Annotated in this window: 13 protein-coding genes; 4 read left to right on the top strand and 9 right to left on the bottom strand. The window is 45.9% G+C overall.

Translation table 11 applies throughout. The features are described from left to right. Positions 1-3: 3 nt before the first annotated feature. Positions 4-2,370, bottom strand: coding sequence for a DNA polymerase II (locus BZG13_RS12100; RefSeq protein WP_077486800.1), 2,367 nt, complete (start codon positions 2,368-2,370; stop codon positions 4-6). A gap of 111 nt (positions 2,371-2,481) precedes the next feature. Beyond that, positions 2,482-3,369, bottom strand: a complete 888-nt coding sequence (locus BZG13_RS12095) for a hypothetical protein (RefSeq protein WP_077486799.1) — start codon at positions 3,367-3,369, stop codon at positions 2,482-2,484. 124 nt (positions 3,370-3,493) lie between these two features. Between BZG13_RS12095 and BZG13_RS12090 the strand changes: the two genes are divergently transcribed. Both BZG13_RS12090 and BZG13_RS12085 read left to right on the top strand, forming a co-directional pair. After that, a complete protein-coding gene (locus BZG13_RS12090) occupies positions 3,494-4,195 on the top strand; it encodes a DUF2786 domain-containing protein (protein ID WP_069362462.1) in 702 nt (233 codons plus the stop codon). A gap of 274 nt (positions 4,196-4,469) precedes the next feature. Beyond that, positions 4,470-5,492, top strand: a complete 1,023-nt coding sequence (locus BZG13_RS12085) for an outer membrane beta-barrel protein (RefSeq protein WP_077486798.1) — start codon at positions 4,470-4,472, stop codon at positions 5,490-5,492. An 86-nt stretch (positions 5,493-5,578) separates the two neighbouring features. Here BZG13_RS12085 and BZG13_RS12080 read toward each other — a convergent pair whose 3' ends face one another. Further along, on the bottom strand, positions 5,579-6,148 hold the full coding sequence (locus BZG13_RS12080) for a gamma-glutamylcyclotransferase family protein (protein WP_077486797.1): 570 nt from the start codon (positions 6,146-6,148) through the stop codon (positions 5,579-5,581). Between the two features lie 111 nt (positions 6,149-6,259). Here BZG13_RS12080 and BZG13_RS12075 point away from each other — a divergent pair, with 111 nt between their 5' ends. Continuing rightward, positions 6,260-7,747 (top strand): carboxypeptidase M32, encoded by a 1,488-nt coding sequence (locus tag BZG13_RS12075; RefSeq protein WP_077486796.1) that lies wholly within the window; start codon positions 6,260-6,262, stop codon positions 7,745-7,747. A gap of 61 nt (positions 7,748-7,808) precedes the next feature. Further along, positions 7,809-8,456 (top strand): HEPN domain-containing protein, encoded by a 648-nt coding sequence (locus BZG13_RS12070; protein ID WP_077486795.1) that lies wholly within the window; start codon positions 7,809-7,811, stop codon positions 8,454-8,456. A gap of 409 nt (positions 8,457-8,865) precedes the next feature. Here BZG13_RS12070 and BZG13_RS12065 read toward each other — a convergent pair whose 3' ends face one another. The 6 genes from BZG13_RS12065 to BZG13_RS12040 form a co-directional block, all read right to left on the bottom strand. Then, entirely contained in the window at positions 8,866-9,693 is an 828-nt protein-coding gene (locus tag BZG13_RS12065; protein ID WP_077486794.1) for a hypothetical protein, read from the bottom strand. After that, positions 9,693-10,169: a hypothetical protein gene (locus tag BZG13_RS12060; protein ID WP_077486793.1), complete on the bottom strand. Its 477-nt coding sequence runs from the start codon at positions 10,167-10,169 to the stop codon at positions 9,693-9,695. The genes BZG13_RS12065 and BZG13_RS12060 overlap by 1 nt, the downstream gene beginning before the upstream one ends. Then, complete coding sequence (locus BZG13_RS12055; RefSeq protein WP_241824807.1) at positions 10,170-10,832, bottom strand: hypothetical protein; 663 nt, start codon at positions 10,830-10,832, stop codon at positions 10,170-10,172. A gap of 8 nt (positions 10,833-10,840) precedes the next feature. Continuing rightward, entirely contained in the window at positions 10,841-13,813 is a 2,973-nt protein-coding gene (locus BZG13_RS12050) for an ATP-binding protein (protein WP_077486792.1), read from the bottom strand. Between the two features lie 8 nt (positions 13,814-13,821). Continuing rightward, complete coding sequence (locus tag BZG13_RS15520) at positions 13,822-14,469, bottom strand: YqfQ family protein (protein WP_241824806.1); 648 nt, start codon at positions 14,467-14,469, stop codon at positions 13,822-13,824. Positions 14,470-14,480: 11 nt separating this feature from the next. Beyond that, on the bottom strand, positions 14,481-16,555 hold a 2,075-nt coding region (locus BZG13_RS12040), incomplete at its 5' end, for a molecular chaperone DnaK (protein ID WP_241824805.1).

Below are 16,555 nucleotides of genomic sequence, written 5' to 3'. Positions count from 1 at the left end.
AGATTAAAACAAGCCCAGTTGCGGCAAGGCTAAGGTATCAAACTCCTTGCCAATAAAAGGCAAAATACCGTCAGCAATCGGCTTAAGCTGTTTATCGATATAGTGCTGATAGTCAATTGGACTACGCAGGTAATCACAAGGTTCGGGGCCATTGACCGTGATCACGTATTCTATCCAACCACCACGCTGATACTGCGCAGGCCGCCCCCGTTTCTGGTTTTCGCTCTCTGCCATCCGCGCCGCGCGCACGTGCGGTGGCACATTTTTTTGATACTCCGCCAAGGGTCGGCGAAGCCGTTTGCGATAGACCAATGCATCGTCATGCTCACCTTGGTTGGTACGCTCGACAATCTCACGAATAAACCCGTCTACCTCGTCGCCATCAAACACACGTTGGTATAACTGTTTTTGGAAGGTTTGTGCCAATGGCGTCCAATCGGTACGAACGGTTTCTAACCCTTTAAATACCAACCTCGATTCGCCAGACTGTCTGTCTATTACGCGGCCGGCGTAGCGCTTTTTACTGCCCGTTTCCTGACCGCGAATGGTGGGCATGAGAAAGCGTTGGTAATGGGTTTCGTATTCAATGTCTAACGCCGAGTCCAAACCGTATGTGTCACTAAGGTGTGCTTGCCACCAACCATTCACCTCACTCACCAAGTGCTGCCCGATCTGATCAGCTTGCTCGCTCGACCTCTCGCCCCCTAAAGAGACAAACGTCGAGTCCGTATCGCCATAAATGACCTCAAAGCCTTGCCCCTCAATCAATTCACGGGTGGTTTTCATGATTTCGTGGCCACGCATGGTGATCGACGATGCCAAACGATGATCAAAAAACCGACACCCTTGTGAGCCCAGCACCCCATAGAAGGAATTCATGATAATTTTTATCGCTTGTGAAAAGGCTTTTTCGCCGGCTTTTTTGGCCCGATCGCGAGCTTGCCATAAATCATCAATCAAGGCAGGAAGGTAATGCTTTTCTCGGTGAAAGACGCCGCCACGGAAGCCAGGTACCGTCTTTGCCTCTTCACCCGTTTCTTGTGCTTTTAATCCCTCGATAAGCCCCAGCGGATCGATAAGAAAGGTACGAATAATAGAGGGGTACAGGGATTTGAAATCCAAAACCAATACCGAGTGGTACAGCCCCGGCTTGGAGTCCATCACGTAACCACCAGGGCTTGCGATCCACCCCTCACTGGCAAGATTCGGCGCCACATACCCCGAACGATGCAAACGTGGCAAGAACAAATTGGTAAAGGCCGCTACCGATCCCCCGACACGGTCAAGCTCTACTCCTGTTAACCGCGATCGCTCAATAAGAAAATCCAGTAAATGGGTGTGAGCAAATATCCGGTTGACTAATACACAGTCTTGCAAGTTGTAGGTCGCCAGTGCCACCTTATCGTGGTGAAACATGCGATTGATAGAGGCCATCCGGTCATGGGGATTATCAATCGCTTTTCCCTCTCCCAATAACGTTTGTGCAACCGCCTCCAGTGCCCATGAGCGAAATCCATAAGTCGCGGTTTTTAGTGCGTCGATACCATCAATCACCACCCGTCCCGACAAACTGATAAAGCCAGGTTTATTGCTTCCCCCATCCCGCCAATAAGCCCGCTCTCCACCGCGACCAAGGCGCAGATCGCGCTGATAGGCCTGGGCGCGCTTCACAAGCAAGCGAAAGTCAAAATCAATCACATTCCAACCCACCACCACATCGGGATCGTAATAGGCAAACCATCTTTCTAGCGCGCCCAGTAACGCTTCCTCGTTATCGACCCACTCTATCCAGTCAGGGGCATTGTCTTCAGGCGCACCCACCATGATCACTCGGCTATCCTTTTCACTCGCGAGTCCCACCGAATAAAGCTGGCCTTTTTGTGAGCATTCAATATCGAGAGAAACATGGTGCAACGTCGGAGTGTAGTCTGCCTGTTTGGCTTTGCCTTGAGTCACCTCTAGGTAACCTTGGCGTTGACGAGCTTGGCCGGTGAATAGCAAGCTGCCACATATGTACCGCTCCATTAAATAGCGGTCGGCGAGCCGAATATCGCCTTCATATAAAGGAATAGCCGCCCCGCTTATCACCCTTTGTCCCTCTTGCGCGCGTTTCACACTACTGAAATAACAAGCCGCCACGGGCGTGTGTTGAAAGGTGGATAATGACACTGCTTTACAGTAAGCGTGAGGATCAACCGATGGGAGTAAAGCATCCACGCGCGCTTTTTCTTCTTGCGGTACAAAAAACACGCTTTGCTGATCATCAACGCACAGCTTGACCGGGCCATCTGGCGTCGATAGCCAAAGTATAATCGACGTGGTTTGGCCGCGATCACGCTGTTGACGTGTGATCACAAAGCCTTGCTGCATGTAGGACGAAGAGAATGAGGACACAGGCGTTATCAGGGTTACGTTGTGTGAGTCATCTTCTCAGTGTAACAAACCCCACCAATTACTGTATAGATAAACAGCTCTGAGAAATTAGTCGGGATGCTCTGCGCGCCCGGCACCACCAATGACAATCAACCCAATCACCACAACTGCAGCCGCGCTCGTGAGGCGCATATTCATCACGCTGTTTTGATCCCAAGCGACCAGACCCATCAAGGCGAGCAAAACGGTCACCCAGATGATTGGTTGTACCAATAGCCTCTGAGTTGAAGCTATCATGTGCCAGAATACGCCAGCAGCCAACACAAACAATGCGCCAGCAAAGACAGCGAACCCAACACCGCGCAGTGAGAGAAACCCATTGGGTAAAGTAAAAATGAGTAAGGGCAGCACGAACAATAAACTCATCCGTAAACTGGTCGCCACGATGACGTCGGCTTGGTGAGCACGTTGGGTCACTTGCAGCCAAAAACTCGCCCATGCACCACCACTCATCAGCCCAAGAATCATGCCTAACGGGCTGGGTGCATACATGCCCGGGGCAAGTAAGTACCCCAACCCCGCGAAAATCAACATTAAACCCATCCATAGTCGGTGTTGATGGGGGGAGCGAGATGCCAGCCCCAATACACCTTGCACACTCGCCACCATCACCAAGCCCAAGGTGGCGATATCCAGTAATCGGCAGGCGAATACCGCACTGGTCACCGCAAGGAAAAGCAAGCCTGCAAGACGCCATGTCGAAAAAGGCGGCATTTGACGTGAGAAGCATGCTTCTCCTTGCCAACGCTCGGCCACGTCCTTTAGCGGGTAAAGTCGCTGCCCTGCCAACGCCATAACGGCGGCAGATAACAACCAAAGGCCAATGTAACTGGCCGGATCTACCCATTGGTTAATCGCACGACGGCCCACCTCGGCATTGATCACCGCAATCACGACCACTACTAACGCGCCAATGACACCACCCGCTTTTTTCATTCGTATTCACGCCTTGTTACTCATCCCTTCTATAAGACCGAGCACAACCGTCAATACTTTCAACCCTTTGTTGTCTCTCGCGGACGCGATACAATGCGCGTTTGTTCGTTTCCGGGAAGTATGCATGTCAGATCCGAAAAGCAAAGCGCTCAAAAAAATTGCTAAATGCCTGGAGCTTAGCAATTCCGCCAATGTGAATGAGGCAGCGCAGGCGATCAAAATGGCCGAGCGGCTGATGCGTAAGCATGGTCTCGATCAGGACGACATTGACTTCATCAGTATGGGTAAAACGCGCTCAGAAAAACTGTTACCCGCTTCGATTAGCCAATCGATCTTAAAAATTATTCGCGGTATTAATAGCAGGTTTGGGGTGGAGTGTGTGCTCGTCAATCACAAGGGGTTAAAACAGGCTGAGTTTATCGGTGATGCAGACCGCGCTATCTTTGCCGCTTTTGCTTTCGATGTGGTCTATCGTGATATGAATGAGCATATCGGCCAGTTTCGCAATAGCTTTGCAGGCACCGGCACCAGTACGCAAGAGGTAACGCGACGCGTACAGTCATTTACCACGGGCTGGCTTGAGGGCGCGCTCGATAAGCTCCCACAGCTTGACGCACGTGATAGCGACGACAAAATCAAAAACTATATTGATAAAGAGTTCGCCAATATTGACCGCGAGACCTTTAAGCAACAATTGAAAGAAGCCATGGCGGCGATGACAGATGATTACGAGCGGGGGATGAAAAAGGGCCGCGAAATCTCAGTCAGCCGCCCTGTGAATGGGCAAGGCCCACAAAAGCGCCTGACGGGGACCCGAAAGTCATAACCTTGATGAATCACAGGCCGGCTTATGTCCGGCCTCTGTCAGCACTTTCCCATCAATAAGACACCTGTGTTAAACACGTCAAATCATGGTCAAATCGCTTCTCGCCTATTGTGTTACACGCCTCTCAGGCCTAGCCTAGGATCCACGTCACGTTATCCATGTTGAGCCTGCCCCACTCGCTGGCAGTTGCAACCGCATGGTCTAAGGTGACTGAATAACAAGCATTCACAATGCGTAAAATAAGATACTTCATATCCTTGAATAGGAGAGTGGCATGAAAAAAGTCGTGACAGGTCTCGGCCTCTTACTCGCCGTCGCACCAGCAGCTTATGCACAGCAAGACAGCGGTCTATACATGGGTGGCCGCGTTGGCCCTTCGTTTTTAGAAGATAGCTGTGTGACTGACACCGATTGCGGAGATTCAGAGCTCGGCGCGGGTATTATTACCGGCTATGATTTCAACAATTGGTTTGCGCTCGAGGGAACCTATGATTATTTAGGCCGCTTTGATACCGCATTTGACCAATCAGGTACCACTGTTGGCGCCTCGGGCGATCTGACTGCGTTGACACTTGCGCCCAAGTTTTCTTATCACTTCAAACCTGATACGGCCCTTTACGGTAAGCTTGGTGCCGCCATGTGGGACTTTAATAGCAACGCCGGCGATCGTGACGATGTGTCACTGATGGGAGCACTCGGTGTCGATCACCAAGCGACGGAAAAACTCAACGTTCGCCTGGAATATCAGCACATCAACGATATGGATGATGGCTACTTCTCAAGCGTCGATAATAACTTCGTGACTGTCGGCATGACGTATCACTTCGGACGCACTGACAACCAGCCAATGCCAGAGCCGATGGTTGAAGAGCCAGTTATGGCAGAGCCTGAGCCCGTTCAAGAACCAGAGCCGGTTGCCGAACCGCAATCGATTGTGCTCTCTGAGGCCGGCGAAACTGAAATGTTTGGTTTTGATAAAGCCAGTCTCTCTGAGCAAGCGATCGCCTCCTTGCAACCCTTGGTCGACCGCTTGCTGAAGTATGACGAAGCGACGGCAACGATCGTGGGTCATACCGACAGCCAAGGGCCAGCCGCTTATAACCAAACACTCTCTGAAGAGCGTGCACAAGTCGTTGCGGATGTCTTCTTAGACGCGGGCATTGCGGCTGAGCGCTTAACCGTGATGGGCAAAGGCGAATCCGCCCCGACGGCCAGTAACGATACTGCCGATGGTCGCGCGAAAAACCGCCGCGTGGAAGTCACTTCGCCAGAGTTCGTTTATGTGGACGTGAATTAATCACATCGACGATCGCATCATGTAAACACGCAAAAGGCCACCGCATTGTCGGTGGCCTTTTCTTGTCATGAACAATCAATGACTGATTAACCGCGCGCTGTAAAAGCGGTCAAGTGCGCCTGCATCAAACGATCGATGTCTACTCTATCTTGATCGCTCACTCCTGCCACCCGTGGATACCTTGGCTCGGCGCGATCGTTATGATAAGCGCCTTCCCATCCCTGAGTGGTGGTTAAAAACGCGCGGGCAAAATCCGCTGAGTAGCGTAAACAGCCTGCCATGACCGTATCGACATAGGATTGGGCAATCGGCTTGTCTGCATCTGGGGGACGCCGCGTATCGGCAACATACACGTACACGGGGCCATCAAGCGTCACGTCTTCGGGCAGCGCGATGTTGGATTCAGCTAACTGTAAACGCTGATAGCCTGCCTCACGCCGATCAAAGTCGGGCAGTGACTCGGGATCGATATTGACCAGTACCCCGTTACATTCACCCTCCCCTTCAAGCACTACCAGCGGTGAGATAAGCGCCTCACTCACATTGCTCCAGTGGCGGCTTAGTCCACTGACAGTCACCGGACACGCCCACCCTGAATCGCCTGTCAGCGCCCGTGAGGCTGGATTCATCAAACTCCCGTATCCAAATAGATACATGACGTTGCAAACTCCTTTATTGCATTTACTGGCAGAACCAGAGGCGCTGCCTTGCTTTTCTCTCTGAAATTGCCAGAATATCCGGCAACGTTGTAAACAAGGAAAGTGATTATGGAACAACTAGATAAGCTGGAAGCTCACTTCAAACGTCTATCGCATTTTCAGCACCTTGCCGCAATCTGCGGTTGGGATCAAGCCACCATGATGCCAGATGGCGGCAATCACGCCCGTGCCGACGCCATGGCAGAACTCGCCCTCTACTGTCATCAACAAATGACCCAGCCAGAGCTGGGTGACTGGTTCGCGGACGTGGATGAAAAATCCCGCCACCTAAGCGCCACGCAAAAAGCAAGCGTGGCAGAAATGAAGCGCCAATGGCAGCAAGCCAGCGTACTTCCCGACACCTTAGTCAAAGCCAAGTCTTTAGCGGGCGCTAAATGCGAGCATGCTTGGCGTCAGCAACGCCAAGATAATGACTGGGACGGGTTTGCCAAAAATTTAAAAGAAGTGGTCGCCCTGGCGCGTGAAGAAGCCCATATCCGCGCTGACCAGAAGCTGTGTGCCCCTTATGATGCGCTCCTTGATTTGTACGAACCCGGGATGACCGCCGAGCGTATTGATGAAGTGTTTGGTGCCCTCAAACAATGGCTACCAGAGACCATCCAAACCGTGGTCGACAAGCAAGCACAAGAGCCGGTGATCACGCCTAAAGGCCCTTTCCCACAAGCGCAACAAAAAGCCTTGGGTGAACACGTGATGAAGCAGCTTGGGTTTAGCTTTGAGTATGGTCGACTCGATATCAGCACGCATCCATTTTGTGGTGGTGTACCCACCGATGTGCGCATCACCACCCGCTATGATGAGCAAGATTTCACCTCGGCATTAATGGGCGTGATCCACGAAACCGGCCATGCGCGCTATGAACAAGGATTACCTCAAGACTTAGCAGGCTTGCCGGTGGGACAAGCGCGCTCGATGGGCGTACATGAAAGCCAAAGCCTGTTTTTTGAAATGCAGCTCGCCCGCAGCGCCCCCTTCGCGACTTTAATCTGTCAACAAGCCAAACAGGCCTTTAACCGCCAGGATGATCCCGCGTTTCAGGTCGAAAACCTCCACCGCGTGCTCACTGAGGTATCACCTGGCTTTATCCGTGTCGATGCCGACGAGGTCACCTATCCTGCCCATATCATGCTGCGCTATGACATTGAACGCGATCTGATCAGCGGCAAAATGGAGGTGGACCATATTCCTGAGCGCTGGGACACCGCGATGCAGCAATACCTTGGCCTGAGTACCGCCGGCAATGACAAAAACGGCTGTATGCAAGACATTCACTGGACCGATGGCAGCTTTGGTTACTTCCCCACCTACACCTTGGGTGCCCTCTATGCCGCGCAATTAATGCAAGCGATGCGCCAGCAACTGGATGTCGACGGTATAATCGCCAGCGGCAACCTCTCACCCATTTTTGACTGGTTGTCCCAACATATCTGGCAACGCGCCAGCACCACTTCAACCGACAACTTACTTAAAGACGCCACCGGCGAAACCCTCAACCCCGCCCACTTCCGCGAGTATATTCAAGGGCGGTATTTGTAAGCTCACAGCATCTCCATGGCCAGCCTAGCTGGCCTTGGGGTCCCCACCAAAGGGAGGCATTATGCCCAACTATGAAACACTTAAAACGAGGCAGCGCCAAGAGCGCGAGCATTATCCTGAAAATTTGTCTATTCGTGTACACCGAGCTCTCAGCTGGCTAAAACAAGCCGAGCAAACGGATGATACAGACAGCCAGTTTATTTTCTTATGGATTGCATTTAACGCCGCTTATGCGCAAGAGTTTGCGCAAAAACGTCAGTTTACCGAGAAAAACCTCTATCAAGGCTTTCTAGAAAAACTGATTCACCTCGATAAAGAAGCACGTTTAACCCATTTAGTATGGCAAGAGTTCTCAGGCCCGATCCGGGTGATTCTCGATAATGATTATATCCTGCAAGCCTATTGGGAATATCAAGCCGGCCATATCACTGAAGACAGCTGGCAAGCTGCGCGCAAAAGCGCAAAAGCCCGCGCGCACAAAGCCTTGGCAAACAGTGATACCGCAACAGTATTAGCCGCTGTTTTTAGCCGCTTGTATACGTTACGTAATCAATTACTCCACGGCGGCGCCACCCACGGCAGCCAAGCCAACCGCGCCCAGCTAAAAGACTGCGTATGCATGATGCAAAAAATCGTGCCGTTAACCATTGAATTGATGATGGACGGCAACACCGCCACCTGGGGCGATCCTGTGTATCCGTTGGTGTGAGAGTATGGACACTGACTGGTTGCAATACGTTGCTCCAGTTTAGCAAGGTATATACGCTAAGATATGTACCTTGCATCAGCGTTAAACACGGGGTTAGATACAAAGTGCATTTGCACAGCCTCGAAAAAGGACCATAAATACGCTTAATGAAACGTCTTTTTAGTTAGTACATAATGAGCGTAATCTTGTCAGATCGACATTTAGGACATACAAACTTCTTTACACGCATCTTGATTAAAAATGCTTGTCTATTGGATAGAATATAACCACATTCTTTACACGCTATATTTGATTTTCCAGGTGGTTTTATTGGCATATCTTTCCCGACTTTTAATATTAAAAACTCTCATGAATAACTATTTTCATTAGACAATTTCTCATCAGAATTGGTTATATTTAGCCTTACAGTTCACAAAAAAACGACTGATGGCTTGATTACTTTATTGGTGTTGGTGTTTACATAACCTCTGAGCAATACGTGTTGAATAGGACCGCTGGTATTCTTACTCGTATTGTGTTTGATGTGCTGTTGAGTATCGAATTCTATACCTTTAGTTACTTCCTGAAACGAGAACATCGGATAAGCCAAAATAAAGCGTTCGAATAGAGCATCAAACATCTTAATAACCCTATCTATATCGGCATTATCACCGTTAACCACTTCGTTTTTTATATAATCCCAAAGATTAGCAATATTCTTTTCTTGGATACCACAAGCCACTAACCCCTGAGTGCTGGTATCCTTGAAAATACCTCGTAACGACCCCTGAGTTTTTTCGCTTAACTCGTGATACAGTTGGCTGAGCAATATATCGCTTTCAAAGGTATGCTTATACTTATCTAACGCGGCATTTACCTCACTTAGTTGTTCTTGCCTGCTTTTCAGCTCATCTTTCTTGTCACTCAACGCCTCGACCAGTTTTTTGTTATCTTCTTTATAAGCATTAAGATCCTCCTCTGTGTTTTTCTTTTTTTGCGCTAGATCTTCATAAGCTTTAACCAGATCGGAAAGCTCCTTTTTTGACACTTCAACCTTCTCTTTTTGTTCAGTCAGTGCCAGCTCTAGCTCTTCATTCCTCTCCTTGATAAGAGCATACTCTTCAACTCTAACGGTGTTTTCTCTTTCGCTCAACTGCTTAGCACTTATCTGCTTAGAGCTCTCAACAATAGCAATAATTTTTTTTTGTACCGTTTTATCTTCCAGTGCAGATAATAAATCATTTTCGGAAATAGCCATTATTGTTGCCTTTTATAGCTGCGCGTTTTTTTAAGATAAAATGCCTGAATACTGGTTTCATCGGAGGAAGAGCTATCGGAATCAGACAGATTATCATCAACTATCGGCGCTTCATTATAGGGACGTTCCTGAATCACACGTCGATGCGCCAATTTGTCAATAGAGCTTGGGAAGCACAAAGCTTCACGGTTCCGTAAGCAAAATTCATCGATAGCTAGTAGAACATCTTCTAATTCATTATTAAAGCGATCAGCGATGGTCACATCAGGGTCGATACTGAATTCTGGATCATCCCTAATCATGACAATCGCGATTTTTTCTCCCTCGACATACTCAATTTTTTTCTTAAAGGTGTGCCAAAAATCAGCCTTCGAAAGATACTCTTCTCCCTCAAACCGAATAATTTCTCTCTGGCCCCAAATTAGTCGATAGGCTTGCGCTTGGTCACCTTTTACAGAAACGATATAATCTGTCATTTAAGACTTTAACCTCATCACTTTGTCTTCTATTTGCTCCACCGATAGATCGGGAGCGACCCTCTGGTAGGCTGCGACCAATGCATCCGCGTGTTTTCCACTTTCACTAACACTTAACTCATCCTTGATGTAAAGACCATAGTCACCCGTTTCTAACTGCTTTTCTTTATATACTTTTATGGTTTCGATAATTTCTTTTGATTCGACACCCTGTTGCGCAACTACCGCCAGAAAATCAGGCGTAACAACAGTATCTAGCTTTTCATTAATACCTTTTAATGTAATCGATGCACCAATCGACGAGCGAGCCAATAGATCTTTCTCGTCCAAATTATCAAACTTTTCCCGATCAATGGTCACGTCATCTTGAAGATAGTTAATGTATTCATTAATGGTATCAAAGTCATCTGGCTTCATATCAGCCATCATGGCTTTTTCGCCAAGCTCTACCATATCGGAGTTAGGGTTAATAATACCTAGACTAATACCAATCGCCTTGATCGTATCACCGACTTTTGCTGCCAGTTCCACTCCCATTTCAGCGATCTTCGTAGCGGTCGTACTTACCGCATCTGTAATTTTACTCGCCACACTACTGATTACGTTGCATGCGCTAGACGCTATGCTAGATAACGCTGAACCCAAGCTACTGAAAAAACCCATAACGCCTCCTAAACTTTAACTTTTAGATCTTTTCTAAAAGTATCATGATGTCGCAATGTAATGCGCACATCACGATCTATATATAAACTGTGTAAAAAATCATTTAGCAATGATTGTCTTTCCTGTTCATCCGCGTTATCACCCGTATTGTAACAGTTTTCATTAATAAAATGACACATAAACTCCCATCCAAAACGGTCGATATAATATACTAAATCATCCTTTTTCTTGTCTTGACCTACGGCCTGGTACCACGCCATTGCCACCTTACCATGTAAAAAATCAATAATATCGTCCTCGTTGGGTGGTACATTGAGAAATTCTAGGCCAGGAATGAAGCCTGAACGATAGTTATTGATATAAAAGTTAAGTGCTAACTTTCTAATTTCATCTTCATCAATCTCTTCTTCATTAGTAGTACTAATATACTCTTTTATTTGTACTTGCAGTGGTTTACTCATCCCAGAGCTCGATAGTAACACCCGCCCCGGCTCTAAATTAGATAAGAAATCTTTTTGTTCATCCGTAAGCGCCATAGTGTTCCCTACGGCCTCTTTATCGTCTTTAGCAAATAGCTTATGGATAATTTTTGTGTTGGTATTTTTAAGTACTTCGGGAGTGAGTTTATTAGGAATCTGATCGACAATAATCAAAGATTCACCGTACTTTCTCACTTCAGCTAACATATCCGCAAAGGTTTCAACACCCTGTTTTTTATTTTGACTATCACCAACCTCAAACTTAGACAACAAACGGTGCGCTTCTTCAATTAAGGTGATATGGCGAAATTTTTTCCCTTGTTTTTGATAGGCTCGATGATTCGCTCTAATCGCTTCATTTAGATTCGATAAAACGAAACCCATAATCAATGATTTTTCACTCGGATTGCGTATTTCTTCCAACTCAAGAATGACATTTCTTTTTACCAGATCATTAAAGTTAATCGAGCGTGGGGTATCAAGCATGATGCCTTTCGCACCTACTAATAAACCTTGTAATCTGGCTTTAATAGACCCAATATAATCTTGCTTCAGTCGGTCATCAAAACCTTGGCTAGCGACCACTTCTTCGGTCTTCAACACCAAGTCACTTAAAGTAGGAAACGCATAGACGCCATCAGAAAAAGGATCATCATAAAATCGGTTCTTCGAGTTAGCAATATCCCAACCTTTATCTTCATAGCACTGATAAATTGCCGCTTCAATTAATTGAGGGATCGCTGCTTCCATATCGAATGAGGATTCAATACTGGCTTTTATCATATCAACACGAGAGGTGATATTCTCATGTGGGAAGAACTCAAATGGATTGAGTTTAAATGGTGCGATATTATTATTCCCTAAGGTGAAAATAAGAATATCGTCATTGTTCTTAGCAAGCACCCTGTATTCAGTTTTTGCCGGTTCAATCACCAAAAAAGGCATATCCGCAGAGTCCAGTAATCGCTGACAGGTGGTGGTTTTTCCGCTACCTGTTACCCCCGCGATAAAGATATGTTTATCTAACTCATTTTTATCTAAATGAACATCAACACCTTGAATTAAGCCACTTTTAACCAAATTACCAAGATAAAGCTGGTTAGGTTCCTCAATCGCTTTCGCTATATTCAACCCAAATTCAACTTCTTCTTTTAGGGTTAACCCAACGACTTCCTTTTGTGGTAGACCTGCCACCACACTTAACTCATTGGTGGAAAGCCAATTACAATCATAATTGTTCAATGGGTTTTTAGCATGTAATAGATTTAACTGCCTATAAGCTTCGGGGTTTTCTCTGTTATTATTTTTCTTTAATATCGGCAGTTGTAAGTTTCTAAAAGCATAAACCTCTTTTTTGTTTGTCACACGTGTCACTGTCAGCGGTGACTTATTTGTCTCTTCGCCAGAAAATATCGACCGAGCCGTGTTCCCTAATTTAATCGCACTGGCCTTGTTTTTGGCTAGCATATATATATTCGATAGATAAAGCCCTTTGTTTTTTCCAACTTGCACGCGATGCAATAGCACATCATCAATGTAATCAAGCCATTCTTGGATCGCTTTATCGGTAAACTCTCGGGACTCACTCGATGAAGTGCCTTTTTGTTCTGATGTATTACTGCCTATGTTTTTAGCTACAGATGTAGAAGTCGTCGTGCCTTTATTTTTAGCTTCTGAACCGCTTTTGTATTTATCATGATCGTTTGTGGTATAGCTATTGGAGGACTGCTTTTCTCCCCCCGTTGTTGATGTGCCTTCTGTTATAGAGTAAGTCTTTCCTGTATTTTGAGTAATAGTAATTCCGTCATTTTTTCCCGTTGATGTTGTCTCCGAACTTCCCTCCGTTTCACCAGTTGTCCTTGCCTCATTTTTTCCATCTTGAACGGTTTTTTTCGCTAGGGGTAGCAGCTTGTTATAAATGGTATAAAGCTCTGACTCAATTGTTTTAATTTCTAATAATGACAAGGGATCGGCTAATACTGCAAAGCAGAACTCGTCCCCAGACATGATATCAACGAGTCGGTCTACACCTTGAAACTCCTCGTTATCCTCATGCACACTAGGCACCCCTTGCAGTCGATACATATGAGGAAAACCTTCCAATGCTTCTTTAACTTCGGAGCGTTGATTTTTATCCAGTTTTTCTACAACACTGCCTCTAAAATTACCTTCGATGGAGGGTTTGAGTATTTTTTCACCAATATCATCTACATCTAAGACAATATTGTCTTGATACTGCTTGTTTTTAGCAATACCAAAATAAAAATAAACACTGTCTTTGGTACCCAGCAATAGATAGGTAAAAACAATACCTTGAACCGTTAATGCATTCAGTACATTCTCGAACGCTTCTTTTCGTGGTGAGTCTTCATCAAATGTCACTTCTTTGATGTGATAGAGCGAAAACTCATGTTCAAGAATATGAATGGGTTTTTCAAGCCCGAAATTTGTTTGTGCAATACTTGCATGCTCTTCAAGCAGCTCAATCAGTGATTTTGTCATTGTTGATCCTATCGTAAATTCATAACCGCGTTTTCCGCTTGTGTTGTGTCCATGTCGGGATTGGCGATCTGGTGTGCTCTTACTAATACATCACTGTGTTGATGCGCTTCTTGTAGACTTAATTTATCGGCCAAGTATTTCTCAAGATGAGCAGGTTCTAATTCAGTTTGCGCATAAGCCGTCATGATTGCCAGTGTCAATTTTGGTTCTACATCTAGTCTACTTATAGTATTCAACAATGGCAGTGATATTTTTGACATCTGCATGTCTATATTTTCTGCAATGGCTTTAATGGCAATCGTTGTTCCAACAACATCGCGAACGGCAGTATCAACTGACGATGTATTCAATTCATGTTCTTCAACCTGAACATCATGTTTAAGATAGTCAATATAATCATTGATTTTATCGAAATCTTCAGGCTTTTTATCTGCGGCCAGTGCTTTTTCACCCAGGTTACTGACACTATCACTGGGGTTAAATACCCCAGTGGCGACATTGATTGCCTCGACAGTACTCATTACTTTCGGTAAATTTTCTCCCACGGTTTTAATCACCATAGGTCCGTATTTAGCAACCATAGGCCCGACCGTTGCCGCGACTTTTGCTATTGCACTCACGATTGATGGGATCAGCGTTGGTAATAAAGCAATCATCGTCGTTCTCCTTAAAGTTCGATACGGTTGATTTCATTGAGGTATATGTCATTGTGAATATCGTCCTCGTTCGCAATGACGTACTCAATGGCAGTGGGCGAGACAACACGAATGAACACCAAGGCGTCATCGTCCGTCGTGTCTAGCTTTATCACTTTCTTTTTGATACTCGTATCAGAAATCGCCACTTGGCCGGTACTGGTACTGGGTTGATCTGTATAAAAAATCTCAAAAGTTTGGTAATCCGCGAAAGTAAAGTCAATCCATTGATTAAAGCTAACGTCGCGTTCGATAATAGGCTTAAATTTTTTCTTTCTATTCTCGCCAAGGTAATATTTAAAGCGAATATCATCATCATTCACATTGTGATCAATCACTTTAATTCGGCCACCTTCGCGCGATTCGATCAACCCAAAAGCCACCCCGGTTTTACCGGTTGGCTTCTCAAGATCCTGGCTATCAACGCCCAGTGGCTGAAAAAGCTCAAACCGGCTTTCACCTTCAGCTAGCCCCATTTCTTGATGTTGCAACGCAATATGTTTATCAAAAAGTGCCCTTACGAAGCTCGATTGACTCGCATTACCGGCCAAGAATATCTTCACATTAGAAATATCCGATAGCATATGTTGACGGTTACTAAATGCTAGCCGCAGTGCATCGAAAAAGTTTTCGACACCGCGCTCGATACGGCTTGATAAAATGGCGTTTAATTCTTGTTCATCGATTTGCAATCCAAAAGCAGAGTGCTGTACACCATTGACATCTGTGAGTGTCACTTGCAATTCACCTGATGCATCAAACGAAAAGTCGTCATGCTCTTCCCAGTAAGGCCGCAAGGCAATGCACAGCTGTTTGGTATTTGTGCGTGCCTCTTGCGAACGACTTAATAACTGCTCACTCCCCGCAAACGCATCTCGCTCAGGGTGTTTCTCAAATTGAATACCCTGCTCTAACAAGCTATTTTTGTTTTTCTTAAACACTTCAAAGGCAAGAAGCTCGAGTAAATTCTCGCCGCCTAAAAACTTATCACCGCCGGCGCCAAAGTGCTCAATTACATAATCAAAGCGACGTCGGTCCTTCTTATCTGTTGGTTCACGATAAATGCCAAAGTCAAAATCTGTTGTACCGCCACCAAAATCGAACACGCTATAAAAAACACGTTCATCGCCTTCTGGCTCGATATGGTAAGCTTGTAATGCCGTCAGTGCATAAGCCGCTGGCTCGCTGGCACCTTTCTTCACCGATATGGTATTAATCGTCTCTTTACCCAGCTCGGCCGGCAGCGATTTTTTAAGTCCATTTCTAAAGCTATGGATAATTTTGTCGCGAATGGCCACTTCATAGGTGACAGGGAAAGACAAAATGTAGTCCATAAAAATACCGTTATTCAGGTTATTGATATATAACCCTAAGTAATAGGCATAAATTTCAATGGGATTAAAATCTCCATCCTCAAGAGATAGGAAAGGCGGAAGATCGATGATCTTGCCATGCTGACCGACAACCTTTAAGTTTCGGTTTTTATCCCCAGCCCATTGCTTTAACGCATCAAGAAATGTATTGAACTTGCTGGATTCACTGCCTTGTAACGAATTTTGTGCAGTGTGAGAAATCGTCAGATCACACCAACGCGTATCGGGCTTGTTCTCTTTTTGATGGTAAGCGGTTAAAAATGCGTTGAGATTAACAAACTCCATAATGGTTGGGTTTTCATAGTGATGCGCTGCAATATCTTTGCTGAGATCCCCGGTACCAATCCGCATCGGATGAATGTTAACGTTATCTTTTTGATACGCCACAACCGTGCTTTTGGTACCAAAATCAATCGCTACGACCCCTTCATTAATGCTGCTTTTAGGATCACGCGCGACTAGCTTTTTTGGTAATGGTACTGCCTCCATTTCACTGGTATCGAGCTCATCTTGCCATAAACTCCAATGCCCCAAATCAGTATCTTCGATGATTTTTTGATGATAAGGGCTAAGATCGGCACGTTGTTTATCCTCATTTAGCAGTTTTCTAATGATTATATTTTTTTTCATTATTTTTAGTAAGTCATCGTCACCCTCTTTATTCACATATATAT

Origin of the sequence: Salinivibrio sp. ML323, assembly GCF_001995745.1 — a bacterium.
Taxonomy (GTDB): domain Bacteria; phylum Pseudomonadota; class Gammaproteobacteria; order Enterobacterales; family Vibrionaceae; genus Salinivibrio; species Salinivibrio kushneri.
This window is presented reverse-complemented; position numbering and strand designations above follow the sequence as displayed.